Origin of the sequence: Kitasatospora sp. NPDC050463 (genome assembly GCF_040655255.1) — a bacterium.
Taxonomy (GTDB): Bacteria; Actinomycetota; Actinomycetes; order Streptomycetales; family Streptomycetaceae; genus Kitasatospora.
In genome coordinates, this window is record NZ_JBFAJO010000001.1 from 343,597 (window position 1) to 370,351 (window position 26,755).

The window sequence follows — 26,755 nt, forward strand, 5'->3', positions numbered from 1 at the left end:
GTCCGGGGGAGCCACGGGTGCCCACGTCCTGCCGGACGGGCGACCGGACGCGGGCGCGCCGGTCAGCGGCCGCGCGGAGCCGAACCCGCCGTCCCCGCACGGGGATCGGCCCTGCACGGGGGTCGGCGTCGGTGGTGCGCCGCGGCCCGGCGGCCGGGTCAGTGGCAGCCGCAGGCGGCCAGCCTGGCCACGACGCGGTCCATCGCGGCGCGGGCGGTGTCGGCGGACGCGCCGGTCTTCGTCATCACGGCGAAGGCGAGCAGCCGGCCCTCGGCGTCCACCACCGTGCCGGCCAGGGTGTTGACGCCGCTCAGGCTGCCGGTCTTGGCCCGGACCAGCCCGGCCGCCTCGGCGGCGCCGGAGGCGGCGCCGAAGCGCTTGCCGAGGGTGCCGGTGAAGCCGGCGATCGGCAGGCCGGTGAGGACCGGACGCAGCGTCGGGTGCTGGTCCGAGGCGGCCAGCGCGAGCAGCTGGACCAGGACGGCCGGCGGGATCGCGTTGCCCGGGTACAGCCCGCTGCCGTCGCCCAGGACCACCCCGGTCATCGGCACGCCGAGCCGGGCGAGTTCCTGGGTGACGGCGGTGGCGGCGCCCTCGAAGCTGGCCGGCTGGTGCGCGGCGAGCGCGGCCTGACGGGCGATCGCCTCGGCGAGGGTGTTGTCGGAGGTGGTCAGCAGGCGCTCGACCAGGCGGGCGACGGTCGGCGAGTCCACCCGACCGAGGACGGGTGCGGTGGCGGCCGCGGGGGCGGCGGCGGGCTTGGCCTTGCCGTCGACGGTGACACCCTGGGCCTTCAACTGGGCGGCGAAGGCGTCGGCGGCCTGGCCGGCCGGGTCGGCCACCCGGGCCGGCGCATCCTCACGACTCTTCGGGTCGACCCTGCCCTCGTCGACCATCAACGGGGTGACCAGCGCGATGTTGGCGGCGTCGTGGTTCTTGTGCTGCGGGTTGCCCGAGTAGAGCGAGAGGTCGTAGTCGAGCTTGACGGTGGTGGTGCCGCCGGCCTTGAGGGCGTCGGCGGTCTGCCGGGCCAGCGCCTCCAGCGAGGCGGGGGCGGTGTCGGCGTCGGCGGGCAGGCCGCCGATCTGCACCTGGTCGGGGGGCAGCGCGGTGAGGGTCGGGTCACCACCACCCACGAGGGTGATCTCGCCGGGGTTCGCACCCTTGACGACCCGGGTGGTCAACCGGGTGTCGCCCGGGATCAGCGAGAGCGCCGCGACGGTGGTCGCCAGCTTGGTGGTGGAGGCCGGGGTGGCGGGCGCGTTCTCCCCCGAGCCGTAGAGGAGACGGCCGCCGGCGGCGTCCGCGACGGCGAAGCTCACGGTGCCCAGGTTCCGGTCGCCGAGGGCGGCGGCGAGGGCCTGCTGGAGCCCCTGGGCGGTCGGCAGTGCGGCGGTCGGGCCGGTCTCGGCCGAGGCAAGGACGGCCCCTGCGGCGGGGGCCGGGCGCCCGGCGGCCGGAGTGGCGGGCGTGCCGGAGGGCGCGGCGGGGGGCGTGGTGACGGCCGAGGGGGCGGTCGGGCCGGCCGGCCCGGCGGCTCCGGTGGGGTCGGGCGACTCCGCCGCACCTGCCCGGCTCCCGGCCGGGTCGCCGCCCCGGCTCCGGCCGTCACCCTTGTCGTCGCCCCGGCCGTTGCCCCGGTCGTCGTGCTTCCCGTCCTCGCCGTGGCCCGCGCTGTGCCCGCCGGGCGAGGGAGAGGGCTGGGCGTACGCCCAGCCACCCGAGGACAGCACCGTGCCGGCGACCAGCAGCGCCGCTCCGAACAACCCGGCGGCCGTCCCCCTGCGGCGGTCTCCCGCCCCGACCCCTGCTCCCACCGACCGGCCCCTTTCCTGAGCACCCGCTCCCGTAGGAGACACTTGGATTCTGTCAGTCCCTACCTTGGAGGAACCGTTGGAGTTCGACGTCCTTATCGAAATCCCTAAGGGCTCGCGCAACAAGTACGAGGTCGACCACGAGAGCGGTCGTCTTCGCCTTGACCGGATGCTGTTCACCTCGACCCGCTACCCGGCCGACTACGGCTATGTCGAGGGCACCCTGGCGGACGACGGCGACCCGCTGGACGCCCTGGTCATCCTTGAGGAGCCGACCTTCCCCGGTTGCCTGATCAAGTGCCGCGTCATCGGCATGTTCAAGATGACGGACGAGGCCGGCGGCGACGACAAGCTGCTCTGCGTCCCGGCGACCGACCCCCGCTGGGAGCACCTGCAGGACATCCACCACGTGTCGGAGTTCGACCGTCTGGAGATCCAGCACTTCTTCGAGGTCTACAAGGACCTGGAGCCCGGCAAGTCCGTCGAGGGCGCCAACTGGGTCGGCCGCGCCGAGGCCGAGGCCGAGGTCACCGCGTCGATCAAGCGGCTGGCGGAGCAGGGCGGTCACTGAGCCCTCGTACCGATCTCGTTCGCAGGGCGTTCGGGGTAGGTCGGGGCAGTCGAAGGCCGGGGTTCGCGGAGTCGTCCGCGGGTCCCGGCCTTCGCCGTTCCCGGGCCCGCCCCGCTCCGTCGCCGGCCCGACTTTTTGCCGACACTCTGTCGACATGACGGCGACTTAGGTTAGGCTAACTAAAAAGTCGGGGCCGATTTCGACCTCTGGAGGCCGCATGCCCATGCCCGAGCAGCCCGTCCCGTTCTCCACCGTGCTCCGCACCGCCAGCAGCGAGGAGCACGAGGCCGCGGAGCAGTCGTCGTTCATGAGCCACCTGCTGGGAGGGCGGCTCGGGATCGACGCCTACGCCGACCTCACGGGCCAGCTCTGGTACGTCTACCGGGCTCTGGAGGGCCGGGCCGCCGAGCTGGCGGACCACCCGGTGGCCGGACCGTTCATCGACCGGGCCCTGCTGCGCACCGGCGCCATCGAGCGCGACCTGGAGCACCTGCGCGGGCCCGGCTGGCGCGAGGGCCTGGCACCGCTGCCCGCCACCGCCGCGTACGTGGCCCGGGTGGAGGAGCTGGCGGCCGAGTGGCCGGCCGGGTACGTCGCACACCACTACACCCGCTACCTCGGCGACCTGTCGGGCGGTCAGATCATCCGCGGCATCGCCGAGAAGACCTGGGGCTTCGAACGCAAGGGCGACGGCGTGCGGTTCTACGTGTTCGAGGAGATCGACAACCCGGCCGCCTTCAAGCGCGACTACCGGGCCAAGCTGGACGCCGCCGGGCTCGCGCTGGACGACATCGAGCGCCGCCGGGTGGTCGAGGAGTGCAAGCGCGCCTTCGTGCTCAACGGCGCGATCTTCCGCGACCTGGACGGGCGTTACCCGCTCAGCGCCTAGCCACCGCGGTGCAGGGACGCCCTCGGGCGTTCGTGCACCGGGAGGCGTCCAAGCACCGGGCCCCGGCGGGCAGTTGCCCGCCGGGGCCCGGTCGCGTCGGGGTGCGGGATCAGATCCGCGCGCCGCTCCGACGGCGGACCAGCACGGTGGCGCTGCCGCCGAGCAGCAGCAGGCCGGCCGCGGTGGCCAGCAGCGGCACCACCGGGGTGTCCGCGCCGGTGGAGGCCAGCGAGGCGCCGCCGCCGGTGGTCAGCGAGGCGCCGCCGACCGTGCCCGTGCCACCGCCGGAGCCCGTACCGACATTGGTGACGCCGCCACCGACACCGGCACCCGTACCGGTCGGCAGCCGGGCCCCCTTGTCGAAGGCCAGTGCGACGGTGACCGGGTCGAGCGCCTCACCCGCCGGGTAGCCGCCGAACGCCGGCACACCCTCCGCGGTCAGCGTGGCCGGGACGCCGGAGAGCGTCACCACGCCGTTGACCGGGGTGAGGTCGGTCTTGGCGAGGTCCAGCTTGGCGATCCGGACGCCGGTGAGCGCGGTGTCGCCCTTCCCGTCCCGGGACTTCGCGTGGACGTCCGCGGTCAGGTAGGCGCCGTCCTTGTCGATCTTCAGGCCGAACTTGGCGAGGGTGGTGTCCAGCTGGTAGCCGCCACCCTCCGGGTGCCCGAGGAAGCGGACCGAACCGTTGAAGCCGGCCGACACCGCGTGCGTCGCGGTGTCGTAGGTGCCGTTGCCGCCGCCGAAGCGGTAGTCCGCGGCGCCGCCGCCGAACTCCACCCTGCCGTTGGCCATCGTCGTCAGGTAGTTGCGGAAGCTCGCCTTGACCGACCAGTCCAGGGTGGCGTTCACGATGGCGAGTTCACCGTTGCCGATCGGCGCGGAGGTGGCGGACGGCGAACCGGTCGCGTCCGGCGACCGCGTCGCCGACGGCGAGCCCGAGGCGGTGGGCGAAGCCGAGGCGGACGGCGAGCCGGTGCCGCTCGGGGGCTGCGACGCCGACGGCGAACCGGTGCCGCTCGGCGACTGCGTCGCGGACGGCGAACCGGTGGCGGAGGGCGAGCCCGAGGCGGACGGCGAACCGGTCGCGCCCGGGGACTGCGACGCCGACGCCGTGGCGGTCGGCGACGGCGTGGCCGGGCTCTGCTTCAGCAGCAGCGCCAGCGGGTCCATCGCGGTCCCGGCCTGGTAGAAGCCGGCGAACGCCTTGGCCCCCTGCTCGGTGAGCGCGGCCGCCGTCGGCACGCCGGTGGTGGTGTCCCGGCCGACGGTGAACGTCACCAGCGGCACGTCGTCGCGGCGGGTGACCTCGGTGGCGCCCATCGACTCCTTGGAGGCGGTGTCGGCGGTCAGCGTGCCGGTCGTGCCCGAGGTGGAGATCTTCAGGTCGCTCAGGCCGACGTCCAGCGCGCCGTGGTGGGCGGTGAAGCGGACCCCGCCGGTGAAAGCCGAGGTGAGCGAGTGCGTGGTGAGGTCGTAGGCCGCACTCGCCAGACCGAAGTGGAAGCTGCCGTCCGCGTTGGTGGTGGCGCCGCCGGTCAGCTCCACGCTGCCCTGGCCGACCGGACCGGTGACGTAGGTCCGGAAGCTGGTCTTGACCCCCCAGTCCAGCGCGCCAGTGTCGTACGTGACGCTGCCGGGTGCGCCCCCCGCGCCGAAGGCCAGGGCGGGCGCCCCGAGGACGGTCAGGCCGAGGCCCGCGGTGGCGGCGGCGAGGGCGGCCGGCCGGGTGCGGTTGCGACGGCCTGCGGGCATGGCGGTGCTGCGGGACATGGTGGAACTCCGTTCGGTGAGCGGGGGGCGGGGACCGACGTCAGGCCGCGTCGGTGGGGGTGGAACGGCGCCGGCGCCGGACGAGCACCGCGGCGGTCGCGGCCAGCGCGACCACCAGCAGGCCGCCCGCCACCGCCGGGACGACGTCCGAGGAGGAGGACGCGGCGGCGGGCGCGGCCGCGGACGCCGTGGCGGCGCCCGGGCTCGGCGCGGCCGGCGGGGCGCTGCCGATGTCCGGCAGCGGGGGGAGCGCGGCGCCCGGGTCGAGGGCGACGGCGAAGCTCAGCGGGTCCATCTCGGTACCCGTCGGGTAGAGGTTGCCGAAGGCCTTGGCGCCGGCTTCGGTGAGCCTGAGCGGACGTTCGACGGCCTTCAGCAGGCCCGCCTCGGGCGTCAGGCCGGCCGCGTCGAAGGCGGCCAGCTCGACCGCGCTCAATGTCTGCGAACCGCCGTCGGGCGTCCGGCCGGAGACGTCCGCGACCAGCCGGCCCTGGCCGCCGGCCACCGTCACGCCCGGGTTGGCGAGGGTGAGGTCGAGCCCGTAGGCGTCGCCGCTCCGCATGCCGGTGAAGCGGACGCTGCCGCCGAAGGACGCGGTGAGGGCGCCGGCCGCCGGGTCGTACCCGCCCTTGGCCGGGGTCCAGCGGAAGAACGCGCCGCCGTCCGCCGCGCCACCGCCGAGCTCCCAACGGCCCTGGGCGATCGGGCCGGTGACGTAGTCGCGGAAGGTCCGGCGAACGCCCCAGTCGAGCGCGCCGTTCGCGAACTCCGTCCGGGCCGGGGCCCCGGGAGCGGCCGACGGCGGGGTGGCCGCCGGCTGCTCCGGCGTCGCGGCGGGGTGGGTGGTGGGCACGGCGGCCGGCGCGGACGACGGGGCGGACGGCGACGGGGCCGAGGTCGGCTGCGCCGCCGGCAGGTTGACCGAGAGGCTGACCGGGTCCAGCGCCGTCCCGGCGGCGTAGAAGTTGCCGAAGGCCTTCGCCCCGGCGTCGGTCAGCGTCGCGGGCACGCTGCCGAGCGCCAGGGTGCCGGCGGCGCCGCGCAGGTCGACCCCCGCCAGCGAGAGGTCCGCGAGCTTGGCCTGGCTCACGCTGCTGACCTGACCGGTCTCCCTGGACTTGCTGCTGACGTCCGCGTACAGCCCGGCACCGCCGCCCGCGGCGGCCCGGAAGGTGAGCCGGCCGATGCTCAGATCGAGGGCGTCGGCGCCGTTCTCCTGGTGCCCGGTGAAGCGGACCCCGCCGGAGAACGCGGCGCTCAGCGCGCCGGTCGCCGGGTCGTACGCGCCGTTGGCCGAGTGGAACCGGAAGGTGCTCCCGGCGACCGTGGCGGCGCCCCCGGTGAGCGCCCAACTCCCCTTGGCGATCGGGCCGGTGACGTACGTCAGGAAGGACTGCTTGATCCCCCAGTCCAGCCGCCCGCCGGACACCTTGCCCTCCGCCGCCACCGCCGGGCCCGGCAGCAGCGCCACCGTCAGGAGAGCGGCGAGGGTGGCCACCAGGGTGGCGGCCAGGCGACGGAGCCGTCTGGGCAGCGGCACGGCGGATCACTCCTCGGCACAACAGGACAGGGGTCGGCGCAGCGCCGACCCTCTTGTGGAACTCAGGTAAGGCTAACCTAATATATGAGTCAAGAGTCCCGCCGGCGGGACCCTCGACCACCGCCGCCTGCGGCGACAACTCCCAGCGAAGGGACGCACGTTGAGCAGCAGCACGATCCGAACCCGGGTGGCCCGCGGGCCACTCCTGCTGCTGGTGGCCCTCGGTCTGCTGCTCGCGCTGACCGCCTGCGGCTCGGGCGCCGGCCCCGCCGGCGCGACCGCCGAGGCCGGTGCCTCGCGGGCCCCGGACGCCGTGGAACCACTGCCCGCGGAGCCCACTCCCCGGCTGCCGGCCACCGCCGCCTCCGCCGACGGCCGCCAGGTGACCGTGACCAGCGCCAACCGGATCATCCCGCTCAACGGAAGCCTCGCCGAGATCGTGTTCAGCCTCGGCCTCGGCCCCAAGGTGGTCGCCAGGGACGTCTCCACCACCTTCCAGCAGGCCGCCGCGCTACCGGTGATCACCCAGGCGCACGACGTCTCCGCCGAGGGCGTGCTCTCGCTGCACCCGACCGTCGTCCTCGCCGACCGCTCCACCGGCCCCGCCGAGGCGATCGCGCAGATCCGCGCGGCCGGCGTCCCGCTGATCGTCCTGGACGACGCCAAGCGACTCGCCGACGTCGGCCCCCGGATCGACACCGTCGCCGCCGGCCTCGGCGTCCCGGACGCCGGCCGGCAGCTGAAGGAACGCACCGAGCAGCGGATCACCGGGACGACGGCCGCGCTGCCCACCGTCGACCGCCACCCCAAGGTCGCCTTCCTGTACCTGCGCGGCAGCGCCTCCGTCTTCCTCCTCGGCGGCCCGGCCTCCGGCGCCACCTCGCTGATCGAGGCCGTCGGCGGCGAGGACGCCGGCAGGGCCGCCGGGCTCACCGGCGACTTCACCCCGCTCACCAGCGAGGCCCTGGTCAAGGCGGCCCCCGACGCGATCCTGGTGATGAGCAGGGGCCTGGAGTCGGTCGGCGGCGTCGACGGCCTGCTCAAGCTGCCCGGCGTCGCCCAGACCCCGGCCGGGCTGGACCGCCGGATCGTCTCGATCGAGGACGGCCAACTGCTCAGCTACGGCCCGCGCACCCCGCAGGTGCTCCGCGAGATCGCCGACCAGCTCTACCCGGCGGCCGCCGAGTGAGCACCGCCGTACGGAAGAAGCCCCTCGCCCTGCCCGGGCCGCGACGCACCGCCGTGATCACCGCCGGTCTGGCCGCCGCCCTGGTGCTCTGCGCCCTGCTCGCGGCCGGCATCGGCGCCTACCGCATCCCGCTCGGCGACATCCTCGCCTCCTTCGGCCACCGGCTCGGCCTCGGCGGCCACCCACTGGACCGGGTCCCCGAGTCGGTGCTGTGGAACGTCCGCCTCCCCCGGGTGGTGCTCGCCCTGCTGGTCGGCGGCTCGCTCGGCTGCGCGGGCGCGCTGATGCAGGGCGTGTTCGGCAACCCGCTCGCCGAGCCCGCCGTGATCGGCGTCTCCTCCGGCGGCGCGGTCGGCGCGGTCGGCTGCATCGTGCTCGGCCTGGACGCCTTCGGCACCTGGACCATCACCGCCTTCGCCTTCGCGACCGGCCTGCTGACGGTCTTCGCGGTGTACACGATGTCCCGCACGGGCGGCCGCACCGAGGTGGTCACGCTGATCCTCACCGGGGTCGCGGTGAACGCCTTCTGCGGCGCGCTGATCGGCCTCTTCCTGTTCACCGCCGACTCCGCCGCGATCAGCCAGGTCACCTTCTGGCAGCTCGGTTCGCTCTCCCAGGCCACCTGGGGCAAGGTCCTGGCCGTGCTGCCGTTCGCGCTCGTCGGCCTGGCCCTCGCCCCCCGCTACGCACGGCAGTTGGACCTGCTGGCACTCGGCGAGCGGCCGGCCCGCCACCTCGGCGTGGACGTCGAGCGGATGCGCCTGGTGCTGATCACGCTGGTCGCCCTGCTCACCGCCGCCGCCGTCGCGATCAGCGGCATCATCGGCTTCGTCGGCCTGGTCGTCCCGCACCTGCTGCGGATGGTGGCCGGACCGGGCCACCGGTTCCTGCTGCCCGCCTCCGCCCTCGGCGGTGCGCTCGTACTGGTCGCCGGCGACCTCGCCGCCCGCACCCTGGCGGAGCCCGCCGAACTCCCGCTCGGTGTGCTCACCGCGCTGATCGGCAGCCCGTTCTTCTTCTGGCTGCTGCGCCGCACCAGGACCAAGCAGGGAGGCTGGGCATGAGGCTGCGCGCCCGACCCGGGGTACCCGAACGCCCCGCCCCGGGCACCGACCTGCTCACCGCCGAGGCCGTCCGGCTGACGGTCGGCGGGCGCGAGCTGCTGGCCGGCGCGGACGTCCGGGTGACGGCCGGCGAGGTGGTCGCCCTGCTCGGGCCGAACGGCGCCGGCAAGTCCACCCTTCTCTCCGTGCTGGCCGGCGACCTCGCGCCGACCGGTGGCGAGGTCCGGCTGCTCGACCGCCCGCTGGCCGGCTACCGGCCCGCCGAACTCGCCCGGCACCGCGCGCTGCTGCCGCAGTCGGCCGCCCTCTCCTTCCCGTTCCCGGCGGACGAGGTGGTCCGGATGGGCCGCGCACCCTGGGCCGGCACCGCGGCCGCCGCCGAGGACGACGCGGTGGTCGCCGAGGCGATGGCCGCGACCGAGTCCACCGCCTTCGCCGGGCGGCCGTTCACCGCGCTCTCCGGCGGCGAGCGGGCCCGGGTGGCACTGGCCCGGGTGCTGGCCCAGCGGACGGCGCTGCTGCTGCTGGACGAGCCCACCGCCGCCCTCGACCTGCGCCACCAGGAGCTGGTGCTGCGGGTCGCCCGGGCCCGGGCGGCCGCCGGGGACGCCATGGTCGTCGTCCTGCACGACCTCTCACTGGCGGCGGCCTACGCGGACCGGGTGGTGCTGCTGGCCGCCGGCGCGACGGTCGCGGACGGACCGGTGGCCGAGGTGCTGCGCGCGCCGCTGCTCAGCGAGGTCTACGGGCACCCGGTCGAGGTGCTGGCGCACCCGCGCACGGGCGTCCCGCTGGTCCTGCCGGAACGCGACCGGTGAGCACCGGGGGCCGCTGACGACCGGGGGTCGCTGAGGACCGGCGGTCGGCCTCCGCCGGCGGGACGCCGGGAGAGCGGCCGCCGGGCCGCCACGGTGAGACCGGCCGGAGGGACGACGCCGGGGGACCGGCCGGCGGAGGAGGCCGGGAGACCGGCCCGCCCGGCGTCGTCGGACCCCGGTCAGGCCTCGTCGTCGAGCCGGAAACCGACCTTCAGGCCGACCTGGTAGTGCTGGATCCGGCCGTCCGCGAGGTGGCCCCGGACCTGCGTCACCTCGAACCAGTCGAGGTTGCGCAGCGTCCGGGAGGCCCGTTCGACCCCGTTGCGGATCGCGGCGTCGATGCTCTCGGTCGAGGACCCGACGATCTCGGTCACCCGGTACACGTGCTCGCTCATGACGGACTCCCTCAGCTGTGCGACGGCCCCCGTCCACCGTGCACCGCCACCGGTCGGTCCGCACTCCGGCGCCCGCCGGCAGGCCTCAGAAGGCCGCCCGGATCTCGCCGACCGGCACGCCGCCACCGAGCAGCGGCGCGGCGCCGATCCGCTCGACCGTGCCGTCCGCGGCCGTCACGCCGAGCCGGCGCAGCGCGGCCGCCAGGACCGGCCCGCGGGCCCGCTCGGCACCGTCGTCGATCTTGAAGGCGAGCGCCCGGCCGTCCGGCAGCGCCACCACCTGTACGGCCTCGGCACCCATCTTGGACAGCGCGCCCGGCACCGCCCGCATCAGCCAGGTGTCGGCCCGGCGGGTACCGGCCACGTACTCGGGATGCGCGCGCATGGCGTCGACCACCCGGCGCTGCGGCGTCCCCGGCTCGGCGCGCAGCAGCGCCCGGTAGCCGCGGGCCAGCCCCGTCAGGCTGACGGCCAGCAGCGGCGCGCCGCAGCCGTCCACCCCGGCGTGCGCCGCCGACTCGCCGGTGGCCTCCTCCAGGGCCTCGCGGGCGAGCAGCTGGACGGGGTGTGCCGGGTCGAGGTAGGTCTCGGTGGGCCAGCCGTTGGCGACACAGGCGGCCAGCCAGCCCGCGTGCTTGCCCGAGCAGTCCATCAGGATCGGTGCGCGCTCGCCGCCGGACTGCAGGTACAGCTCCGCCTCGGTCTCGTCGAGCGGCAGGTCCGCCGGGGTCCGCAGAGCGGACTCGTCCAGCCCGGCCTCGCTCAGGATCCGCCGTACGCCGTCCCGGTGAAACGATTCCGCGGAGTGGCTGGACGCCGCCAGCGCCAGCAGCTCGCCCTCGATCGCCAGGCCCGCCCGCAGGGTGGCCACCGCCTGGAACGGCTTGGCGCACGAGCGCGGGAAGACCGGCGCGTCGGGGCTGCCCAGCGCGAACTCCACCGAGCCGTCGGCGGCGAGCAGTACCAGCGATCCGTGGTGCCGGCCCTCGGTGAAGCCGGAGCGTATGACCTCGGCGAGCACGGGCAGGGCGACGGAGTGGGACATGGCGGAAGCCTTCCGGGGTGAGGGTGGGCCGGGGGCGAGCCGGACCGCACGCCCGCCCCGGACACCTCACCCGGTCAGAGCGGGCCGCCCGCGAGCAGGTCGTCGACCCGCGCTTCTCCATCACGGTACCTGCGGGTGATCTCGGCGCTGCAGCCGTCCGCCGTCCGCAGCAGCAGCTGCCGCCGGCCGGACACCTCGCGCTCGTGCGCCCGCAGCCGGTCCAACGCGGCCAGCAGGTCCTCGGGAGGGTGCGCGGCCAGGTCCGCCAGCTGGACATCACCCATCAGGGCGTCCGCCTCCAGCTGAGACTGCTGGCCCCTGGGCGGCCCCAGGGTGACGTGCCGGGCGGACCGGCGCACCGTCGACGGAGCGTCGGTGAGGATGGCCGGCAGCCGGTCCAGCAGGGCGCCTCCCGCCGGGCTCTCACCCCCCGCCGCCACCAGGAGCGCACCCGGCCGGCGGTCGAGCTCGGCCCGCAGGATGTCCATCCGCCCGTGCAGCAGGCGCCGCAGATAGGAGAGGTCCGCCTCCTGCTCCAGGGTCTCCCGGCGCAGGGTCCTCAGCTGCTCCAGGCCCAACCCCTCCAGATCGGGCTCGCCCTCCGGGCCCGCCGCCGGGCCCGGAGGACCCGCTGCCGGCTCCAGGTCCTCGGGCATCCGCCCGGACCGGTCCCGCCCCGCGCTGCTCGCGTCCATCAACCAACCACCTGCCGTCGTCCGATCCCGCCCGCTCGCGGCACCCCGTCGCCTGCCGCCGGTCCGGCCCGTCCCCCCGGCGGGCCGTCGCGCGTACCCACCGCGCACACCCGTCCGACGGCACGCGCGATCGCCCCCGAAGGTTCCCGCCCCCCGCCGGCGCCACCCCGCGGGGCGACGCCACCAGAACGCCTGACCTACCGACTCGACCGCCCGGCCGAACGGGCCCGTTGCGGCGGACCTTGGCGCCCCGGACCCTCGTACCGCCCCAGCGTGCCACTCCGCCCACCGCCGGTGCACCGCCCGTGCACCCGAACGGCCCCCTGGCGAACGGGGGTGGCTGATATGACCGGGTCTTTTCGCAGCAGGAGCGGCACCGCCCGGCACGCAGGCGCACACAACCGGGCGCGCGGCTACCCCATGCACGCCCCTCAGGGGGCCGCAGAACCGCACTGCCGGCTCCGGCACAATGGCCGCATGCGAGCAGTGGTGCAGCGAGTGACCGAAGCCAGGGTGACGGTGGCGGGCGAGACCGTCGGCGCGATCGAGGGGCCCGGGCTCTGCGTCCTGGTCGGCGTCACGCACGAGGACACCCCCGCCGAGGCGGCCCAGCTGGCCCGCAAGCTCTGGACGCTGCGACTGCTGGAGGCGCCCGCCGGGGAGGAGCCGCAGACCCGAGAGGACGGCGTCGAGCTGTCCTGCTCCGACCTGGGCGCGCCGCTCCTGGTGATCAGCCAGTTCACCCTCTACGGGGACGCCCGCAAGGGCCGCCGCCCCACCTGGAACGCGGCCGCCCCCGGCCCGGTCGCCGAGCCGCTGGTGGACGAGGTGGTCGCCCAGCTGCGCGCGCTCGGCGCCAAGGTCGAGACCGGCCGCTTCGGGGCGGACATGCGGGTCGCGCTGGTGAACGACGGCCCGTTCACCGTCCTGGTCGAGGTCTGACCCGACAGCCGGTCCGGCCCGTCCGGCCCGCCTGCTACTGCGGGACGATCACGTCCTGCGTCCCGGGCACCGTCCCGGCCAGCAGCACCGCGTCCACCGGGACGTTCCGCTTGACGATGGCCAGCGCGATCGGCCCCAGCTCGTGGTGGCGCGCCGAGGAGGTCACGAAGCCCAACGCACGGCCGGCCGGGTCCGAGGCGAGCCGCACCTCCGTACCGTGCGGGGGCAGCACCTCCTCGGTGCCGTCCAGGTGCAGGAAGACCAGGCGGCGCGGCGGCCGCCCCAGGTTGTGCACCCGGGCGACGGTCTCCTGCCCGCGGTAGCAGCCCTTCTGCAGGTGGACGGCGGTCGTCAGCCAGTCCACCTCGTGCGGAATGGTCCGGTGGTCGGTCTCGAAGCCAAGCCGGGGCCGGTGGTCCTCGATCCGCAGCGCCTCGTACGCCCAGATGCCGGCCGCCGGGCCGTACCCGCCGGTGAGCGCCGCCAACTCGGCGCGCGGCAGGAAGAGGTCCCGCCCGTACGACAGCTCACGCACCGCCGCCGCGCCGTCCGCCGAGGCGGTGGAGCCGGCCGGCAGGTGGACCACGGCGTAGTCGGCGGTCGCGTCGGTGACCTCCACCCGGTAGAAGAACTTCATGCTCTCCAGGTAGCCGACCAGCGCCTCCCGGGTGCCCGGCTCGACGTGCGCCCAGGTGGTGGTGCCGTCGTCGACCAGGTACAGGGCGTGCTCGACGTGCCCGTTCGCGGAGAGCACCAGCGCCTCGGTGGCCTGCTGGGCGGGCAGCTCGCTGACGTGCTGGGTGAGCAGCAGGTGCAGCCAGGCCAGCCGGTCGGCACCGGTCACGGTCACCACACCGCGGTGCGAGAGGTCCACGAAGCCCGTGCCCCGGGCGAGGTCGCGTTGCTCGCGGAAGATGTCGCCGTAGTGGGCGGCCACGCCCTCGTCGGTTCCCTCGGCGGGGACGGCACCGGGCAGCGCAAGCAGCGGGCTCTTCATACCGGCCAGCTTACGACCGGTCCTCGGCGAGCTTGGCGGTGCAGTCGGCGCAGCGGCCGAAGATGGCGAAATGCTTGAGGTCGGTGTCGAAACCGTGCTGCTCACGCAGGCTCTCGATCAGCGGCCGGGCGATCTCGGTACCCGTCTCGGTGACCTTCTCGCAGTCCCGGCAGACCAGGTGCAGATGGTGGTGACGGCCCGCCAGGTGGTACGTCGGGGCGCCGTGGCCGAGGTGCGCGTGCGACACCAGGCCGAGCTCCTCCAGCAGCTCCAGGGTCCGGTAGACGGTGGAGATGTTGATGCCGCTGGCCGTGCGGCGGACGTGGCCGAGGATGTCGTCCGGAGTCGCGTGGTCGAGCACGTCGACCGCCTCCAGGACGAGCTGGCGCTGGGGCGTGAGGCGGTAGCCGCGCTCACGCAGGTCGGCCTTCCAGTCGCCGGAGAGCTGCCAGTCGGTGGTGCCGGTGTCCGCCACGGTGCTGTCCCTGCCAAGGTCGGGGGTCCTGCTGCAAGTGTAGGGACCGGCCCCCGACCGGTCCCTACCTCGTGCAAGGTGAGCTGTGCTCAGCGAAGGGCCGGGCTCAGCGGAAGCCGCGCTCGGCGGAAGGCCGTGCTCAGCGGAAGAACGCGATGCCGTCGTCCGGCAGGTCGTTGATGTCCTTGATCAGCTGAGCCGGGCTGAGCACCTTCTTCAGCTGCGCCGACATGTACGGGCGCAGCGGCACGTTCGGGGCGGCCTTCTCGCCGACCCAGAGCAGCTCCTCGTTGACGAAGCCGAAGAGACGCTTGCCGCCCGAGTACTCCGGCGACCCCTCGATCCGGGCCACCGCGTCGGTGGAGACGTCGATCTGCGGCTTGCCGTCGGCCAGCTCGCCGTACCAGATCTCCACGGTGCCGTCGTCGCGGATGGAGGAGATCTCGATCCCGCGGGCACCGCTGGTGCCGTGCTGGTTGCTGGTGACGCGCCAGAACGCGTGCTCGTTCTCCAGCGGGCGGATCTTCTCGCCCTCGCTGTCCAGCACCCAGGTGCGGGAGCGGAACTCCAGGAAGGGCCGGCCGTCGTGCCGGAAGACGATCTCCTGGCCGAAGTTGCACTTCTCCGCGCCGGCGGTCTCCTCGCCGGGAAGCGGCGCGTAGACGCCCGCGCCCTCCCAGGTGCCGAGGAGGAAGGCGAGCGGGACGACGTCCTTGTGGAGGTCAGAGGGGATCTCGATCATGTTCCTGGTCGCTGTCGTCGTCGATGTGGGGCGGCTTCAACCGTACGGCAGCCGGCTCAGCGCTGACCCTGGTACAGCTTCATCACCGAGAAGATGGCGAACCAGGTGATCAGCACGGCCATGAGGGCCAGCAGACCGTCGAAGAAGATTTCCAGACCGGACACGGGGGGCTCCCAGGGCGGCGACAGTGTGGTGGATTTTGCTGCCGCTCACTCTATCCGCCGGGTGACGACGGGTCTCGGTGAGCCCCACCACGTCGGCATTTCGCCGGGACCTAGGGTGGCGGCATGTCGTCTGATACGAAGCCCGACTCGAAGAAGCTCGTCATCAAGGTCACCGCCGGGGCGGATGCGCCGGAGCGCTGCTCGCAGGCCTTCACGGTGGCGGCGGTGGCCGTCGCCAGCGGGATCGAGGTGTCGCTCTGGCTGACCGGCGAGTCGTCCTGGTTCGCCCTGCCGGGGCGGGCGGCGGAGTTCGAGCTGCCGCACGCCGCGCCGCTGCCGGACCTGCTGGAGTCGATCCTGGCGGCCGGCACCGTCACCCTCTGCACCCAGTGCGCGGCCCGGCGCGGGATCGAGCAGAAGGACACCGTCGAGGGTGTCCGGATCGCGGGCGCACAGGTCTTCGTCAGCGAGATCATGGCCGACGGCGTGCAGGCCCTCGTCTACTGACCCCCCGGCGGGCGACCCTCGTGGTCGGGGCGGTCCCGGTCGTGCCCGGGGTCGTCCCACTTCGGGTCCTCCCAGCGCGGGTCGTTCCACCAGTCGTCCTCCGGGTCCCGCTTGTTGGCGAAGACCGCGGCGGCCGGGGGGATGACCATCGCGAACAGGCACATGCCGATCGCGGCCGGGACGGACCAGAACCGGACCACGCCCCAGGCGAGGACGAACAGCCCCAGGCAGACGCCCATCATGGCGTAGTAGTAGCGGTGTCGCCGGCTCCCCTGCACGCTTCCACGGTACGACCGAGGGCCCCTGCGGAAGCAGGGGCCCTCGGTGTCGGATCCGCCCGGTCACGTCGGATCCGGCGCGCGTCGGCGCGCTCAGACCGTTCAGACCGTTCAGACCGCGATGGCGACCTCGGTCAGGTTGCCCTGGGAGGCGACCACCTGGCGGTCCACGGTCTGGCCCGGGACCAGCGCCCGCAGGGTCCACTTGCCCGGGCGGGCGAAGAACCGGAACTGGCCGGTCGCCGAGGTGGGCACCTCGGCCGTGAACTCCCCGCCCTCGTCGAGCAGCCGGACGTAGCCGTTGACCGGCTCGCCGTCTCGGGTCACGGAACCCTGGATGATCGTCTCGTTCGCCACGTCAACTCCTGCCAGGTCCGGCCCACCGGCCTTCGCACCGCACATGTCTTGTCTTCCCTTCAGCCTTACGGGTGGAGCCGGCGGTTCAGTTGCCGAGCTCGATCGGCACGCCGACGAGGCTGCCGTACTCGGTCCAGGAGCCGTCGTAGTTCTTCACGTTCGCCTGGCCGAGCAGCTCGTGCAGCACGAACCAGGTGAGCGCGGAGCGCTCGCCGATGCGGCAGTAGGCGATGGTGTCCTTCGCCAGATCGATGCCCTCGGCCTCGTACAGGGCCTTCAGCTCGTCGTCGCTCTTGAAGGTGCCGTCGTCGTTGGCGTTCTTGGCCCACGGGATGTTGCGGGCGCTCGGCACGTGGCCGGGGCGCTGCGACTGCTCCTGCGGGAGGTGGGCCGGGGCGAGCAGCTTGCCGGAGAACTCGTCGGGCGAGCGGACGTCGACCAGGTTGAGGTTGCCGATGGCGGCGATCACGTCGTCGCGGAAGGCGCGGATCGAGGAGTCGACGGCCTGCGCCTTGTACGCGGTCGCGGCGCGGGCCGGCACCTCGGTGACCAGGTCGCGGGAGTCCAGCTCCCACTTCTTGCGGCCGCCGTCCAGCAGGCGGACGTCGCCGTGGCCGTACAGCTTGAAGTACCAGTAGGCGTACGAGGCGAACCAGTTGTTGTTGCCGCCGTACAGGACGACGATGTCGTCGTTGGCGATGCCCTTGGCGCTGAGCAGCGCCTCGAAGCCGGCCTGGTCGATGAAGTCGCGGCGGACCGGGTCCTGGAGGTCGGTCTTCCAGTCGATCCGGACGGCGTTGCGGATGTGGTTCTTCTCGTAGGCGGAGGTGTCCTCGTCGACCTCGACGATGACAACCTTCGGGTCGTCCAGGCGGGCCTGGACCCAGTCGGCGTCGACCAGGACGTCGCTGCGGCTCATGGTGATGTTCTCCATCCGAGGGCGGTTTGCGGAAGGTGCTGCTGCTGGGTGTGCTCGTCGGCGGCGCCGTTCCGAATCTACGTCCGAATACTGGGACGGACGAGGGTGACGCGCTGTTCCGAGCGATGGTCTGCGGTATGCAGCGGGGATGGCCGGCACCAGGTACCGGGCCAGATCACCGGAGGAATCGGCGGCGGGCAGGAACTGCCCTGCAAAGACGCCGAGTTAGCGCATTCGACACAGACAGGCGGCCACGCGGCACAGGTCTACCGCCCGCCGCTTCGTGAGGTCCGTCTGTCGCTTCATGCCGACGATGCTAGGGACACGGGGCGCCCGCTGTCACCAGCGTATCGAATGATGAGACCAGATCGCTCGCATTGCGAGATTTGGCCATTCCATGGTGGGCGGGAACCGGCCAACGGTCCTACGGAGCTCCCCTCGGGGGCGCCAGGGGCGCGCAGCACGCCGCCCCGCGGTCGGGCACTGGACAGCGCGTCTCGCGGAGCGGGACAGAAGCGGCAGGGGTCGCGCGGGCCGGCCGGGGCGGCGCGGACAGGGGGCGGCGCGGACTGGCGGCAGCAAGGGCGGCGACCCGTGGCGGGGGGGGCGTCAGCCGATCAGGGTCACGCCGTCGCCCTGGAAGGACAGCTGGAGGCCCTCCTCCTGCGGCGTCACCCCGGACAGCTTCAGCCCGGCCGGGAGCCGGTCGAGGGTGAAACTGACCGGATCGACCTTCTGGTTGGTCACCCCCGCGACCATCGCGGCCACCCCGGTGAGCTGGAACCCGTCCGCCGTGACGGTGTTGCCCTCGCTGTGCACCGAACCCTCGCCGACCGCGAGCGGACCCAGCGCCGCCTTGATCTTGCCCGGACCGCCGTACGACAGGCTCAGCCGGGTGTTGGCACTCACCGGCAGCCGACCGGCGGCCGGCACCATCTGGGACGCGGGCGGCAGCAGCTGGGCGAGGTCCGCGTAGGAGATCAGGCCGCTGCCGCTGCCCTTGGCCACCTTGGCACTGGTCAGGCTGTTGCTCACCGTGACCCCGGACAGCCGGGCCTTGAAGGAGTGCAGTGCCACCTGATGGGTGCCGTCGCCGACGGTCAGCCCGTCGGCCGAGATCCGGAGGTCGTCCACCTCCTTCGAGAGCAGATCGGTGAGGAACGGGACGTCACCGATCGACACGTCCGGCCGCTGGCTCATCCGGCCGCTCTTCACCAGTTGCTCGGCGACCTTGTCCTCGGCCACGCCCACGGCGATCCGGTCCGCACCCACCAGCAAGCCGGAAAGCACCACCAGGCCGATCGTCGCCTTCAGCCAACCGCGCATCGCTCTCCCCCGTCGTCGCCTGCCGCTGCCGTCGTACGCGTCGTTCTCTTCGTCGTTCTCGTCGATCTCGTCGTTCTCGTCGGTGCTCCGGTCCTGGCGCGCGCCCGCCCCGGGCGCCCGCCGCCGGAGGCCGCGCCCGCACGACGGTACGACGCCCGGCCCCGGAGCATGGTTCCGGGTCCGGGCGTCGGGGGAGCGCTGCCCGGGATCAGCCGGCCAGCAGGCGGGTGGCGATCCAGATCAGCGGCGAGGCCACCGCCAGCGGCAGCGCCACGCCCGCCGTCATGTGCACGAACCGGGACGGGAAGTCGTACCCCGCCACCCGGCGGCCGACCAGCGCGCCCAGACCCGCCAGGGCGCCCAGCGCCGGCGGGGCCCCGACGGCCAGGCCGAACACCACAGCCGCCAGCAGGCCGAGCACCGGGCCCAGCTGCTTCGGGCCGGGCAGCGGCGCGGCGGCCAGTACGGTCGCCAGCGCCACCGCGCCGACCGCCGCCGGCACCCAGTCCGCCAGCAGCAGCGCGGTGCAGAGCGCCGTCACCACGGTGGCCGAGCCGAGCACGGTGAGCGCGTAGAACCGCTCCTTCGGGTCCGAGGGGCGGAACGTCTGGAGCACCAGGACGAGCAGGAAGAACCCGCCGAGGGTGCCGACGACGGCTGCCGCGCCCCCGTCGGAGCCGGCCAGCAGCACCGCCACGTCGGCGGTCAGACCGGCCAGCGCGGCGAGGGCGATGCCCTGGCGGGCGGGCCACATGCCGTTCAGCCGGAACCAGCCGGCTGCCGTCAGCACCTGGAGCAGCGCCACGACCAGCGCCAACGCCGGCTGCCCGAGCGCCGCCGCACCGGCCAGCAGCGCGGCCGCACCGGCGGTGATCAGCGCGGGCTGCAGGCCCGGGTCGTTGATCGGCGAGCCGGTCCGGACGGGTGCGCCGGGGACGGACCCGGCGGCGGGAACGGGCTGTGCCGGGACGGCGCCGTGCGACGCGCCGGCCCGTCGGCGGCCGGTGGGGGCACCGGCGGGGGCGCCGGCCGGACCGGGAGCCGGCGGACGCTTGAGCGTCATGGTCGGCGGGTCGAAGACCGGCTGCGGGGCCGCGGCAGGGTTCGCCGCGGGTGCCGGGGCGGGCCTCCGGCCGGGCGGCGCGGTCGGCATCGCACCCGACACCACCACCGGGGGGAGCAGCGTGGTCGCCGCGTCGTCCATCGGCGGGACGGGCGGGAGCAGCGTGGTCGCCGCGTCGTCCACGGGCGGCTGCGCGGACGACGGCTGCTGCCCGTGCGGCTGCCGCGCGTACGGCTGGGGCTGCTGCCGGTGCTGCCCGTACGGCTGGGACTGTCCGTACGGCTGGGACTGTCCGTACGGCTGCTGCTGGTGCGCCGGGCGACCGCCGTACGGCGGCTGCTCACCCGGCGCGCCGAGCGGCTGGTGGCCGCCCGGGTGCCCCGGCGCCTGGCCCGCGCCAGGGGCGTACGGCCGAGCCGGGTGCTCCTGCTGCGGATACTGCTCCGGCGCGTACCCCTGCTGCGGGGCGTACGGGTACTGGGACTGCGCCTGCGGATGCGGCGGCTGCGGCGGCTGCTGCTGCCAGCCGCCCGGGCCGGCACCCTGCGGGCCGCCGTTCACGTTGTTCGGGTCCGTCACGCCGCTCACCCTCCCGCGAACGGCGGGAGCACCTCGACCGTGCCGCCCTCGGTGAGGGACACCGTCGCGTGGTCACGGCCGCCGACCGGAGAGCCGTCGACCAGGTAGGAGCAGTGGCCGAGCAACCGGACGAGCTTCGGCCGGTCGGCGTGCCGCGCCTTGGCCGCCGCCAGTGCCTCCGCCAGGGTCGCCGCCTCGTACGGCTCCTCGGCCAGCCCGGCCTCCGACTTCGCCGCCGCCCAGTAGCGGATCGTCCCGCTCGCCCGAGCGGCGCCCGCTGGTTCGGTGGTCGCGCCCATGGCAACCCCTTCTCGTCGTCCTCGCCCGGGCCCGGTGCCCCGGCCGGGTCGCCACCGGAGGCCGAACACCACTCGAAAGAGGTACGCGTACGGTGCCGCCGATGTGCGTCCCATGATGGCGTGTCCGCCGACGCGACCGGCAATCGCCCTGGCCGCACCGGTGCCGGAGCCCTCCCGACGCTGTGGCCGGGCTCACCCCGGGGGCGCCCGAAATCGGCGAACAGCCGCCTCCGAGCCCTCCCGGTGCGGGAGCCGGTCGGCTATCCTCGTGCCCTGAGGGATCCGGGCAGAGTCGCCCCCGGATCCTTTCGTGCTTTCAGGACGCCAGTACGGACGTTCTTGCGATTCGTCGGTCCACCCCCGGCGCGGAGCAGGAACCGCCCCGCCATTCGCGGCACAACGACGTGCCCGGACCCGGTCGGGGTGTCGGAACCCGGCCCCGGGCCGCCGCCCGGCACGGGACAGACCGGAAGGTTCACGGGATGAGCAGGGCAGAAACGGTGCTTCAGGGGTTGCGGGACCTCCGACGCGCGCGCCGTACTGCCGTGCGCGCCGGTGAGTCCTCCGGTGAACGCCTGGTCTCCTCCCCCACCCTCATGTCGCCCGCCGCCTCCCCGCTCGGGGCCGGCCGCGCGCGACACCTCCTTGCACGTGCGCCATCCGGCTGTGGCGGCAGCCGTAACGCGACCGCGACGACCCGGAAAGGGGACTACCGGGTATGAGTTCTCTGCTCCTCCTCACCAACGCGCTGCAACCCTCCGCGGAGGTGCTGCCGGCCCTCGGCCTGCTGCTCCACAACGTCCGGGTGGCGCCCGCCGAGGGCTCCGCCCTGGTGGACACCCCCAGCGCCGACGTCATCCTGGTCGACGGCCGACGGGATCTTCCACAGATCCGCAGCCTCTGCCAGCTGCTGCGCTCCACCGGCATCGGCTCGCCACTGATCCTGGTGGTCACCGAGGGCGGCCTGGCCGCCGTCACCGCCGACTGGGGCGTCGACGACGTCCTGCTGGACACCGCCGGCCCGGCCGAGGTCGAGGCCCGGCTACGGCTCGCCCTCGGCCGCCTCCAGGTGGCGACCGACGACAGCCCGATGGAGATCCGCAACGGCGACCTCTCGGTCGACGAGGCCACCTACTCCGCCAAGCTCAAGGGCCGGGTGCTCGACCTCACCTTCAAGGAGTTCGAGCTGCTCAAGTACCTCGCGCAGCACCCCGGCCGGGTCTTCACCCGCGCGCAGCTGCTGCAGGAGGTCTGGGGCTACGACTACTTCGGTGGCACCCGGACGGTCGACGTCCACGTCCGACGGCTGCGCGCCAAGCTCGGCGTCGAGAACGAGCAGCTGATCGGCACCGTGCGCAACGTCGGCTACCGCTTCGTCGTCCCGGAGAAGCCGGACAAGGGCGAACGGCCGGACCTCGCCCAGCGCTCCTCGGCCTCGCTGGAGGCCTGACCGCCGGCCGGGCGGCTGGCACCCGCCCGGCCTGTCCGCATTCGCCCCGCGCTGTCCTGCGGGCGTCTCCCGTGCCGCCGAGATCCCCCCTGCCCTGGTGGACGCCACCCGCGTAGACTCCCCTCGTGGCCAAAGTGACGCGCGACGATGTAGCCCGACTGGCTGGTACCTCGACCGCGGTCGTCAGCTACGTCATCAACAACGGGCCGCGCCCCGTCGCGCCCGCGACCAAGGAGAAGGTGCTCGCGGCGATCGAGCAGCTCGGCTACCGGCCGAACAGCGTCGCCCAGGCGATGGCCTCCCGCCGCACCAACCTGATCGGCATGGTCGTCCCCGACGCCCGCCAGCCGTTCTTCGCCGAGATGGCGCACGCCGTGGAACGCGCCGCCTCCGAGCGCGGCAAGCTCGTCCTGATCGGCAACTCCGACTACGTGGACGACCGCGAGGTGCACTACGTCCGTGCCTTCCTCGGCATGCGGGTCTCCGGCCTGATCCTGGTCAGCCAGGGCCCCTCGCAGCGGGCCGCCGAGGAGTTCGCCGCGATGGAGGGCGCCAAGGTGGTGCTGCTGCACCGCCGGCCCGAGGCGATCGACGACGTCGCGGTGGTCACCGACGACGTGGCCGGCGCCGAGGCCGTCGTCCGCCACCTGCTGGAGGAGCACGGACACCCCTACGTGGCCTGCTTCGGCGGCCCGGTCGAGTCCCCCGCCCCCGGTGACCCGGTCATCGACCACGTCGAGGGCTGGCAGCGCGCCATGGACGCCCACGGCCTGCCCACCGAGCCGCACCTGATCGACGCGCCCTTCCACCGCTACGGCGCCTACGAGGTCGCCCTCGGCCTGCTGCGCTCGGCGGACCGCCCGCCCGCCGTCTTCTGCTCCACCGACGACCAGGCGATCGGCGTGCTGCGGGCCGCCCGCGAGGTCGGCCTGCGGGTACCGGAGGACCTCGCGGTGGCCGGTTTCGACGACGTGCCCGAGGCCGCCTTCGCCGACCCGCCGCTGACCACCGTCGCCTCCGACCGCGACGCGATGGCCCGGGCCGCCGTGGACCTCGTGCTCGACGACTCGCTGATGGTGCCCGGCTCGGACACCGAGCGGGTCCGGAAGTTCCCGTCCCGCCTGGTCATCCGCCGTTCCTGCGGCTGCCGGCCGAGCGAGCCGCAGGACGTCCGGCCCTCCTAGCGCCGATCCCGTCCTGACCAGGCTTTATGAGAAGTCAACGGGCTTCTCGGAGGCTTCTGACCCTGTTCTCATCAGATCCTCATCCGACGGGCGGACGTTGGTCGGCATGAGCGATCAGCAGCACGGCCGCGAGCAGCACGACGACCCGTTCCCGCCCTCGTACGAGTACCCGCACCCCGCCGAGCGGCAGGTCGTCCAGGGCACCGTCCTCGGCAGCACGACCGCCGGGTACCCGGCCGCCGGCCACCCCTCGGCCGCGACCCCGCCCCCTCCCCCGCCCGCGGCGCCGCCGCTGCCGCCGGCACCCCCGGCCGCCGGTGGACCGGCGTCCCACGGCGGCCACGGCGGCCACGGCGGCCGGGCCAGGCGCGGCTTCCTGCGCGGCCGGGTCGCACTGGTCACCGCCGTCGCGGCGGTCGCCGCCGTCCTCGGCGGCGTGACCGGCGGCGTGGTCGCCGCCCAGGAGCACGGCTCCGCCACCCGCACCGGCACCGTCGCCAGCCCGGTCTCCGCCCGCTCCGACGGCAGCGCCGACGTCGCCGCCATCGCCTCGGCCGTCTCGCCGAGCGTCGTCCAGATCACCGTGAAGACCGCGAGCGGGACCTCCACCGGCACCGGCGTGGTGCTCGACCAGGACGGCCGGATCCTCACCAACTACCACGTCGTCTCCGGCGCCGCCGAGGGCGGCCAGGTCACCGTCACCTTCAAGGACGGCTCCACCGCCAGGGCCACCGTCACCGGCACCGACAAGTCCCTGGACGCCGCCGTGATCACCGCCGGCGGCGCCGGAAACCTCACCCCCGCCACCCTCGGCGACTCCTCCGTCGTCTCGGTCGGCGACCCGGTCGTCGCCATCGGCAACCCGGAGGGCCTCACCGGTACCGTCACCTCGGGCATCATCAGCGCCGAGAACCGCGAGGTCACCGTCCAGGTCGACGAGGGCGCCACCAGCGGAAACGGCGGCTTCGGCTTCCCCAACCTGCCCGGCCTGCGCGGCAGCACCCCGCAGAGCGGCGGCGAGACCACCACCTACAAGGCCTTCCAGACCGATGCCGCGCTCAACCCCGGCAACTCCGGCGGCCCGCTGATCAACGCGAACGGCCAGGTCATCGGCATCAACTCGGCGATGTACTCGGCGAGCGGCTCAAGCTCCACGGCCGGGGGCAGCAGTGCCGGCAGCGTCGGCCTGGGCTTCGCCATCCCCATCGACGACATCAAGCAGGTGCTGCCGAAGCTGCGGGCCGGGCAGAACATCTAGACGGACAATTACTCCGAGCAGGCCCCACCCCGCAGCCCACCGCGCTCCCCCAGCAGGCTCCCCGCAGGCTCTCCGACGATGAGAAAGGGCAACCGCCCATGACCCCGGCCGCCGACGACCGCACCCCCGCCGAGCCCGGACCGGCCGCCGCCCGGCTCCTCGTGGTCGACGACGAACCCGCCCTGCGGGACGCCCTGGAGAGCAGCCTCGCCTTCGAGGGCTACGAGGTCGCCACCGCCACCGACGGCTACGAAGCGCTGGAGTCCGTCGAACGGGAGAAGCCCGACCTCGTCCTGCTGGACATCATGATGCCCCGGATGGACGGCCTCACCGCCGTCCGCCGGATGCGCTCGCGCGGCGACACCGTCCCGGTGCTGATGCTCACCGCCCGCGACGCCGTCGGCGACCGGGTCACCGGCCTGGACGTCGGCGCCGACGACTACCTCGCCAAGCCCTTCGAACTGGACGAACTGCTCGCCCGGGTCCGCGCCCTGCTCCGCCGCAACGCCCTGGCCACCGAGGCCGCCGCACGCGCCGCGGCCGTCGAGGACGACAGCGAGGTGATGGCCTTCGCCGACCTCCGGATGAACACCGCCACCCGCGAGGTCACCCGCGCCGGCAAGCCGGTCGAGCTGACCCGCACCGAGTTCATGCTGCTGGAGATGTTCCTCTCGCACCCCCGCCAGGTGCTCACCCGCGAGCAGATCCTCAAGGCGGTCTGGGGCTTCGACTTCGAGCCCTCCTCCAACTCCCTGGACGTGTACGTGATGTACCTGCGCCGCAAGACCGAGCAGGGCGGCATGCCCCGGATCATCCAGACCGTACGCGGCGTCGGCTACGCCCTCCGCCCGGCCGCCGGCACCACCGCGTGAGCGACGCCACCACCCCACCGCCGCCCCTGCTGCCGCCCCGCGTCCACCGACGCCAGCGGCTCGCCCGCTGGTACCGCGCCCGGTCCCTGCGCAGCCGGCTCACCTTCCTGACGGCGGCGGCGGTCGCGGTGGCGATCGCGCTGTCGGCGCTGGCGTGCTGGTTCATCGTGGAGAGGCAGCTGTACGGGCAGGTGCGCAACGACCTGCGCAGCGTCCAGCTGCCGACGGTCCGGCTGCCGGCGTACTGTCCGACCACTCCGGAGGAGGCGCTGAAGCAGGCCACCCTGCCGTTCCCGCGCAACGGCGGCTCGCAGCAGGACCGGCCCAACTTCGCGTTCCGGGACACCCAGCTCGTCATGACCGACCCGGCCGGGGTCTGTCTGCCGCTCGGCGCCACCAGGGCGATCGACCTCCAGGCCGACGACGCCAAGGTCCTCGGACTGCCGCCGAACCAGTCGATCTTCCGCAACGGCCACTACACCAACGGGGCGCCCGCCATGGTCCGGGTGTTCTGGGTCCCCACCGACAAGCCCGGCGGACCGCCCGTACTGGTCATGATCGCCGCACCGACCCAGCCGGTGGAGGACTCGCTGCAGAAGCTCGCCCTGATCCTCGGCGGCGTGGCCCTCGGCGGCATCATCCTCGCCGGGCTCGCCGGCCGGTTCGTGGCCCGCTCCGCGCTCAAGCCCGTCGACCGGCTCACCGACGTGGTCGAGCACATCGCCCGCACCGAGGAGGTCGGCAGCACCATCCCGGTGCACGGCGACGACGAGATCGCCCGGCTCTCCGCCTCGTTCAACTCGATGAGCACCGCACTCGCCAACTCCCGCGACCGCCAGACGCGGCTGATCGCCGACGCCGGGCACGAGCTGCGCACCCCGCTCACCTCGCTGCGCACCAACGTCGACCTGATGATCCGCAGCGACGACACCGGCCGTCCGCTCCCCGCCGCGACCAGGACCAAGCTGCTCGGCAACATGAAGGCGCAGATGCAGGAACTCACCGTCCTGATCGGTGACCTGCTCCAGCTGTCCCGCCCCGACACCCCCAAGCCGGGCCGGATCCTGGCCGTCGTCGCGCTGCACGAACTCGCCGACCGGGCGGTCGCCCGGGCGAAGCTGCGCGGTCCGGGCCTGGTCTTCGAGACCGAGATCGAGCCCTGGTTCGTCCAGGGCGACGCCGCCGCGCTCGAACGCGCCGTGATCAACCTGCTGGACAACGCGGTCAAGTACAGCCCGCCGGGGGCCGCGATCGACGTCCGGCTCCGCCGGGGCGTGCTGACCGTCCGCGACCACGGCCCGGGGATCCCCCCGGAGGAGTTGCCGTACGTCTTCGACCGCTTCTGGCGCTCGCCGTCCTCACGTCAACTCCCGGGCTCCGGCCTCGGGTTGTCGATCGTCGCGCAGAGCGTGCGGGAGGCCGGCGGCGAGGTCTCGCTCGGCCCGGCCCCGGACGGCGGCCCGGGCGCGCTGGCCACCGTCCGGCTGCCGGGCGGCCCGGCGCCCGACTAGACCGGGCCCGGACGGACGGAACGGGCGGGGCGCCCCGACAG

The 26,755-nt window shown here is 74.1% G+C and carries 28 protein-coding genes; 12 read left to right on the forward strand and 16 right to left on the reverse strand.

Annotation, left to right across the window (positions count from 1 at the left end):
* Positions 1 to 158: 158 nt before the first annotated feature.
* Entirely contained in the window at positions 159 to 1,817 is a 1,659-nt protein-coding gene (gene dacB / locus AB0J08_RS01530) for a D-alanyl-D-alanine carboxypeptidase/D-alanyl-D-alanine-endopeptidase (RefSeq protein WP_360625006.1), read from the reverse strand.
* A 76-nt stretch (positions 1,818 to 1,893) separates the two neighbouring features.
* Between dacB and AB0J08_RS01535 the strand changes: the two genes are divergently transcribed.
* Both AB0J08_RS01535 and AB0J08_RS01540 read left to right on the forward strand, forming a co-directional pair.
* Positions 1,894 to 2,385, forward strand: a complete 492-nt coding sequence (locus AB0J08_RS01535) for an inorganic diphosphatase (RefSeq protein WP_329492202.1) — start codon at positions 1,894 to 1,896, stop codon at positions 2,383 to 2,385.
* A gap of 223 nt (positions 2,386 to 2,608) precedes the next feature.
* Complete coding sequence (locus AB0J08_RS01540) at positions 2,609 to 3,274, forward strand: biliverdin-producing heme oxygenase (RefSeq protein WP_360625009.1); 666 nt, start codon at positions 2,609 to 2,611, stop codon at positions 3,272 to 3,274.
* A 109-nt stretch (positions 3,275 to 3,383) separates the two neighbouring features.
* Here AB0J08_RS01540 and AB0J08_RS01545 read toward each other — a convergent pair whose 3' ends face one another.
* Together AB0J08_RS01545 and AB0J08_RS01550 are read right to left on the reverse strand one after the other, a co-directional pair.
* Positions 3,384 to 5,045, reverse strand: coding sequence for an HtaA domain-containing protein (locus tag AB0J08_RS01545; protein WP_360625012.1), 1,662 nt, complete (start codon positions 5,043 to 5,045; stop codon positions 3,384 to 3,386).
* Positions 5,046 to 5,085: 40 nt separating this feature from the next.
* Complete coding sequence (locus AB0J08_RS01550; RefSeq protein WP_360625015.1) at positions 5,086 to 6,585, reverse strand: HtaA domain-containing protein; 1,500 nt, start codon at positions 6,583 to 6,585, stop codon at positions 5,086 to 5,088.
* A gap of 205 nt (positions 6,586 to 6,790) precedes the next feature.
* Between AB0J08_RS01550 and AB0J08_RS01555 the strand changes: the two genes are divergently transcribed.
* The 3 genes from AB0J08_RS01555 to AB0J08_RS01565 are packed head-to-tail and all read left to right on the forward strand — an operon-like array spanning position 6,791 to position 9,656.
* The gene (locus tag AB0J08_RS01555) at positions 6,791 to 7,774 is read left to right on the forward strand and encodes an ABC transporter substrate-binding protein (RefSeq protein WP_360625187.1); all 984 of its coding nucleotides are present in this window, start codon (positions 6,791 to 6,793) and stop codon (positions 7,772 to 7,774) included.
* A complete protein-coding gene (locus AB0J08_RS01560; protein WP_360625019.1) occupies positions 7,771 to 8,838 on the forward strand; it encodes an iron ABC transporter permease in 1,068 nt (355 codons plus the stop codon). Before AB0J08_RS01555 ends, AB0J08_RS01560 begins: the two co-directional genes overlap by 4 nt.
* Entirely contained in the window at positions 8,835 to 9,656 is an 822-nt protein-coding gene (locus AB0J08_RS01565) for a heme ABC transporter ATP-binding protein (RefSeq protein WP_360625022.1), read from the forward strand. Before AB0J08_RS01560 ends, AB0J08_RS01565 begins: the two co-directional genes overlap by 4 nt.
* A 179-nt stretch (positions 9,657 to 9,835) precedes the next feature.
* Here the strand turns inward: AB0J08_RS01565 and AB0J08_RS01570 are convergent, their stop codons facing one another.
* From AB0J08_RS01570 to AB0J08_RS01580, 3 genes are all read right to left on the reverse strand, one after another.
* Positions 9,836 to 10,051: a dodecin gene (locus tag AB0J08_RS01570; protein ID WP_360625025.1), complete on the reverse strand. Its 216-nt coding sequence runs from the start codon at positions 10,049 to 10,051 to the stop codon at positions 9,836 to 9,838.
* 85 nt (positions 10,052 to 10,136) lie between these two features.
* Complete coding sequence (locus AB0J08_RS01575; RefSeq protein ID WP_360625029.1) at positions 10,137 to 11,096, reverse strand: asparaginase; 960 nt, start codon at positions 11,094 to 11,096, stop codon at positions 10,137 to 10,139.
* 74 nt (positions 11,097 to 11,170) lie between these two features.
* Positions 11,171 to 11,791, reverse strand: a complete 621-nt coding sequence (locus AB0J08_RS01580; protein ID WP_360625032.1) for an ABC transporter substrate-binding protein — start codon at positions 11,789 to 11,791, stop codon at positions 11,171 to 11,173.
* A 477-nt stretch (positions 11,792 to 12,268) separates the two neighbouring features.
* Between AB0J08_RS01580 and dtd the strand changes: the two genes are divergently transcribed.
* On the forward strand, positions 12,269 to 12,733 hold the full coding sequence (dtd, locus tag AB0J08_RS01585; RefSeq protein ID WP_360625035.1) for a D-aminoacyl-tRNA deacylase: 465 nt from the start codon (positions 12,269 to 12,271) through the stop codon (positions 12,731 to 12,733).
* Between the two features lie 34 nt (positions 12,734 to 12,767).
* On the opposite strand, the gene AB0J08_RS01590 is transcribed toward dtd, so the two are convergent.
* The 3 genes from AB0J08_RS01590 to AB0J08_RS01600 form a co-directional block, all read right to left on the reverse strand.
* A complete protein-coding gene (locus tag AB0J08_RS01590) occupies positions 12,768 to 13,730 on the reverse strand; it encodes a folate-binding protein (RefSeq protein WP_360625038.1) in 963 nt (320 codons plus the stop codon).
* Positions 13,731 to 13,740: 10 nt separating this feature from the next.
* Positions 13,741 to 14,205 (reverse strand): Fur family transcriptional regulator, encoded by a 465-nt coding sequence (locus AB0J08_RS01595; RefSeq protein ID WP_360625041.1) that lies wholly within the window; start codon positions 14,203 to 14,205, stop codon positions 13,741 to 13,743.
* A 139-nt stretch (positions 14,206 to 14,344) separates the two neighbouring features.
* Positions 14,345 to 14,947: an FABP family protein gene (locus AB0J08_RS01600; RefSeq protein ID WP_360625044.1), complete on the reverse strand. Its 603-nt coding sequence runs from the start codon at positions 14,945 to 14,947 to the stop codon at positions 14,345 to 14,347.
* Between the two features lie 287 nt (positions 14,948 to 15,234).
* Here AB0J08_RS01600 and AB0J08_RS01605 point away from each other — a divergent pair, with 287 nt between their 5' ends.
* Positions 15,235 to 15,618 (forward strand): DsrE family protein, encoded by a 384-nt coding sequence (locus tag AB0J08_RS01605; RefSeq protein ID WP_360625047.1) that lies wholly within the window; start codon positions 15,235 to 15,237, stop codon positions 15,616 to 15,618.
* Here AB0J08_RS01605 and AB0J08_RS01610 read toward each other — a convergent pair.
* The 7 genes from AB0J08_RS01610 to AB0J08_RS01640 all read right to left on the reverse strand — a co-directional run bounded on the left by AB0J08_RS01610 (position 15,612) and on the right by AB0J08_RS01640 (position 20,439).
* Positions 15,612 to 15,896 carry a DUF3099 domain-containing protein gene (locus tag AB0J08_RS01610; RefSeq protein WP_360625050.1) on the reverse strand — a complete coding sequence of 95 codons (285 nt, stop codon included), beginning with the start codon at positions 15,894 to 15,896 and terminating at the stop codon, positions 15,612 to 15,614. The two genes, AB0J08_RS01605 and AB0J08_RS01610, sit on opposite strands and share 7 nt — an antisense overlap.
* Positions 15,897 to 16,007: 111 nt before the next feature.
* Positions 16,008 to 16,298: a DUF1416 domain-containing protein gene (locus AB0J08_RS01615; protein ID WP_093861460.1), complete on the reverse strand. Its 291-nt coding sequence runs from the start codon at positions 16,296 to 16,298 to the stop codon at positions 16,008 to 16,010.
* A 40-nt stretch (positions 16,299 to 16,338) separates the two neighbouring features.
* Positions 16,339 to 17,172, reverse strand: coding sequence for a sulfurtransferase (locus AB0J08_RS01620; RefSeq protein WP_360625053.1), 834 nt, complete (start codon positions 17,170 to 17,172; stop codon positions 16,339 to 16,341).
* A 225-nt stretch (positions 17,173 to 17,397) separates the two neighbouring features.
* Positions 17,398 to 17,478, reverse strand: coding sequence for an Ms5788A family Cys-rich leader peptide (locus tag AB0J08_RS01625; protein ID WP_350517234.1), 81 nt, complete (start codon positions 17,476 to 17,478; stop codon positions 17,398 to 17,400).
* 303 nt (positions 17,479 to 17,781) lie between these two features.
* A complete protein-coding gene (locus AB0J08_RS01630) occupies positions 17,782 to 18,498 on the reverse strand; it encodes a DUF2993 domain-containing protein (RefSeq protein ID WP_360625056.1) in 717 nt (238 codons plus the stop codon).
* Between the two features lie 208 nt (positions 18,499 to 18,706).
* On the reverse strand, positions 18,707 to 20,140 hold the full coding sequence (locus AB0J08_RS01635) for a hypothetical protein (protein WP_360625059.1): 1,434 nt from the start codon (positions 20,138 to 20,140) through the stop codon (positions 18,707 to 18,709).
* A 5-nt stretch (positions 20,141 to 20,145) separates the two neighbouring features.
* Complete coding sequence (locus AB0J08_RS01640; RefSeq protein WP_360625062.1) at positions 20,146 to 20,439, reverse strand: MoaD/ThiS family protein; 294 nt, start codon at positions 20,437 to 20,439, stop codon at positions 20,146 to 20,148.
* 718 nt (positions 20,440 to 21,157) lie between these two features.
* On the opposite strand from AB0J08_RS01640, the gene AB0J08_RS01645 reads away from it, so the two are divergent.
* From AB0J08_RS01645 to AB0J08_RS01665, 5 genes are all read left to right on the forward strand, one after another.
* The gene (locus AB0J08_RS01645) at positions 21,158 to 21,889 is read left to right on the forward strand and encodes a response regulator transcription factor (protein ID WP_360625065.1); all 732 of its coding nucleotides are present in this window, start codon (positions 21,158 to 21,160) and stop codon (positions 21,887 to 21,889) included.
* Positions 21,890 to 22,014: 125 nt separating this feature from the next.
* Complete coding sequence (locus AB0J08_RS01650) at positions 22,015 to 23,073, forward strand: LacI family DNA-binding transcriptional regulator (protein WP_360625068.1); 1,059 nt, start codon at positions 22,015 to 22,017, stop codon at positions 23,071 to 23,073.
* Positions 23,074 to 23,179: 106 nt separating this feature from the next.
* Positions 23,180 to 24,331 carry a trypsin-like peptidase domain-containing protein gene (locus AB0J08_RS01655; RefSeq protein WP_360625071.1) on the forward strand — a complete coding sequence of 384 codons (1,152 nt, stop codon included), beginning with the start codon at positions 23,180 to 23,182 and terminating at the stop codon, positions 24,329 to 24,331.
* Positions 24,332 to 24,429: 98 nt separating this feature from the next.
* Positions 24,430 to 25,203, forward strand: coding sequence for a response regulator transcription factor (locus tag AB0J08_RS01660; protein ID WP_360625074.1), 774 nt, complete (start codon positions 24,430 to 24,432; stop codon positions 25,201 to 25,203).
* The gene (locus AB0J08_RS01665; RefSeq protein ID WP_360625077.1) at positions 25,200 to 26,714 is read left to right on the forward strand and encodes a HAMP domain-containing sensor histidine kinase; all 1,515 of its coding nucleotides are present in this window, start codon (positions 25,200 to 25,202) and stop codon (positions 26,712 to 26,714) included. The genes AB0J08_RS01660 and AB0J08_RS01665 overlap by 4 nt, the downstream gene beginning before the upstream one ends.
* The last annotated feature ends 41 nt before the right edge of the window (positions 26,715 to 26,755 follow it).

Excerpts from the sequence above, each read along its gene's own strand:
- AB0J08_RS01655 (WP_360625071.1), top strand. The coding sequence starts at position 23,180 with ATGAGCGATCAGCAGCACGGCCGCGAGCAGCACGACGACCCGTTCCCG.
- AB0J08_RS01630 (WP_360625056.1), bottom strand. The coding sequence starts at position 18,498 with ATGCGCGGTTGGCTGAAGGCGACGATCGGCCTGGTGGTGCTTTCCGGC.
- AB0J08_RS01645 (WP_360625065.1), top strand. The coding sequence starts at position 21,158 with ATGAGTTCTCTGCTCCTCCTCACCAACGCGCTGCAACCCTCCGCGGAG.
- AB0J08_RS01615 (WP_093861460.1), bottom strand. The coding sequence starts at position 16,298 with ATGTGCGGTGCGAAGGCCGGTGGGCCGGACCTGGCAGGAGTTGACGTG.
- AB0J08_RS01545 (WP_360625012.1), bottom strand. The coding sequence starts at position 5,045 with ATGTCCCGCAGCACCGCCATGCCCGCAGGCCGTCGCAACCGCACCCGG.
- AB0J08_RS01570 (WP_360625025.1), bottom strand. The coding sequence starts at position 10,051 with ATGAGCGAGCACGTGTACCGGGTGACCGAGATCGTCGGGTCCTCGACC.
- dtd (WP_360625035.1), top strand. The coding sequence starts at position 12,269 with ATGCGAGCAGTGGTGCAGCGAGTGACCGAAGCCAGGGTGACGGTGGCG.
- AB0J08_RS01605 (WP_360625047.1), top strand. The coding sequence starts at position 15,235 with ATGTCGTCTGATACGAAGCCCGACTCGAAGAAGCTCGTCATCAAGGTC.
- AB0J08_RS01600 (WP_360625044.1), bottom strand. The coding sequence starts at position 14,947 with ATGATCGAGATCCCCTCTGACCTCCACAAGGACGTCGTCCCGCTCGCC.
- AB0J08_RS01620 (WP_360625053.1), bottom strand. The coding sequence starts at position 17,172 with ATGAGCCGCAGCGACGTCCTGGTCGACGCCGACTGGGTCCAGGCCCGC.
- AB0J08_RS01660 (WP_360625074.1), top strand. The coding sequence starts at position 24,430 with ATGACCCCGGCCGCCGACGACCGCACCCCCGCCGAGCCCGGACCGGCC.
- AB0J08_RS01590 (WP_360625038.1), bottom strand. The coding sequence starts at position 13,730 with ATGAAGAGCCCGCTGCTTGCGCTGCCCGGTGCCGTCCCCGCCGAGGGA.
- AB0J08_RS01575 (WP_360625029.1), bottom strand. The coding sequence starts at position 11,096 with ATGTCCCACTCCGTCGCCCTGCCCGTGCTCGCCGAGGTCATACGCTCC.
- AB0J08_RS01625 (WP_350517234.1), bottom strand. The coding sequence starts at position 17,478 with ATGAAGCGACAGACGGACCTCACGAAGCGGCGGGCGGTAGACCTGTGC.
- AB0J08_RS01640 (WP_360625062.1), bottom strand. The coding sequence starts at position 20,439 with ATGGGCGCGACCACCGAACCAGCGGGCGCCGCTCGGGCGAGCGGGACG.
- AB0J08_RS01565 (WP_360625022.1), top strand. The coding sequence starts at position 8,835 with ATGAGGCTGCGCGCCCGACCCGGGGTACCCGAACGCCCCGCCCCGGGC.
- AB0J08_RS01540 (WP_360625009.1), top strand. The coding sequence starts at position 2,609 with ATGCCCGAGCAGCCCGTCCCGTTCTCCACCGTGCTCCGCACCGCCAGC.
- AB0J08_RS01580 (WP_360625032.1), bottom strand. The coding sequence starts at position 11,791 with ATGGACGCGAGCAGCGCGGGGCGGGACCGGTCCGGGCGGATGCCCGAG.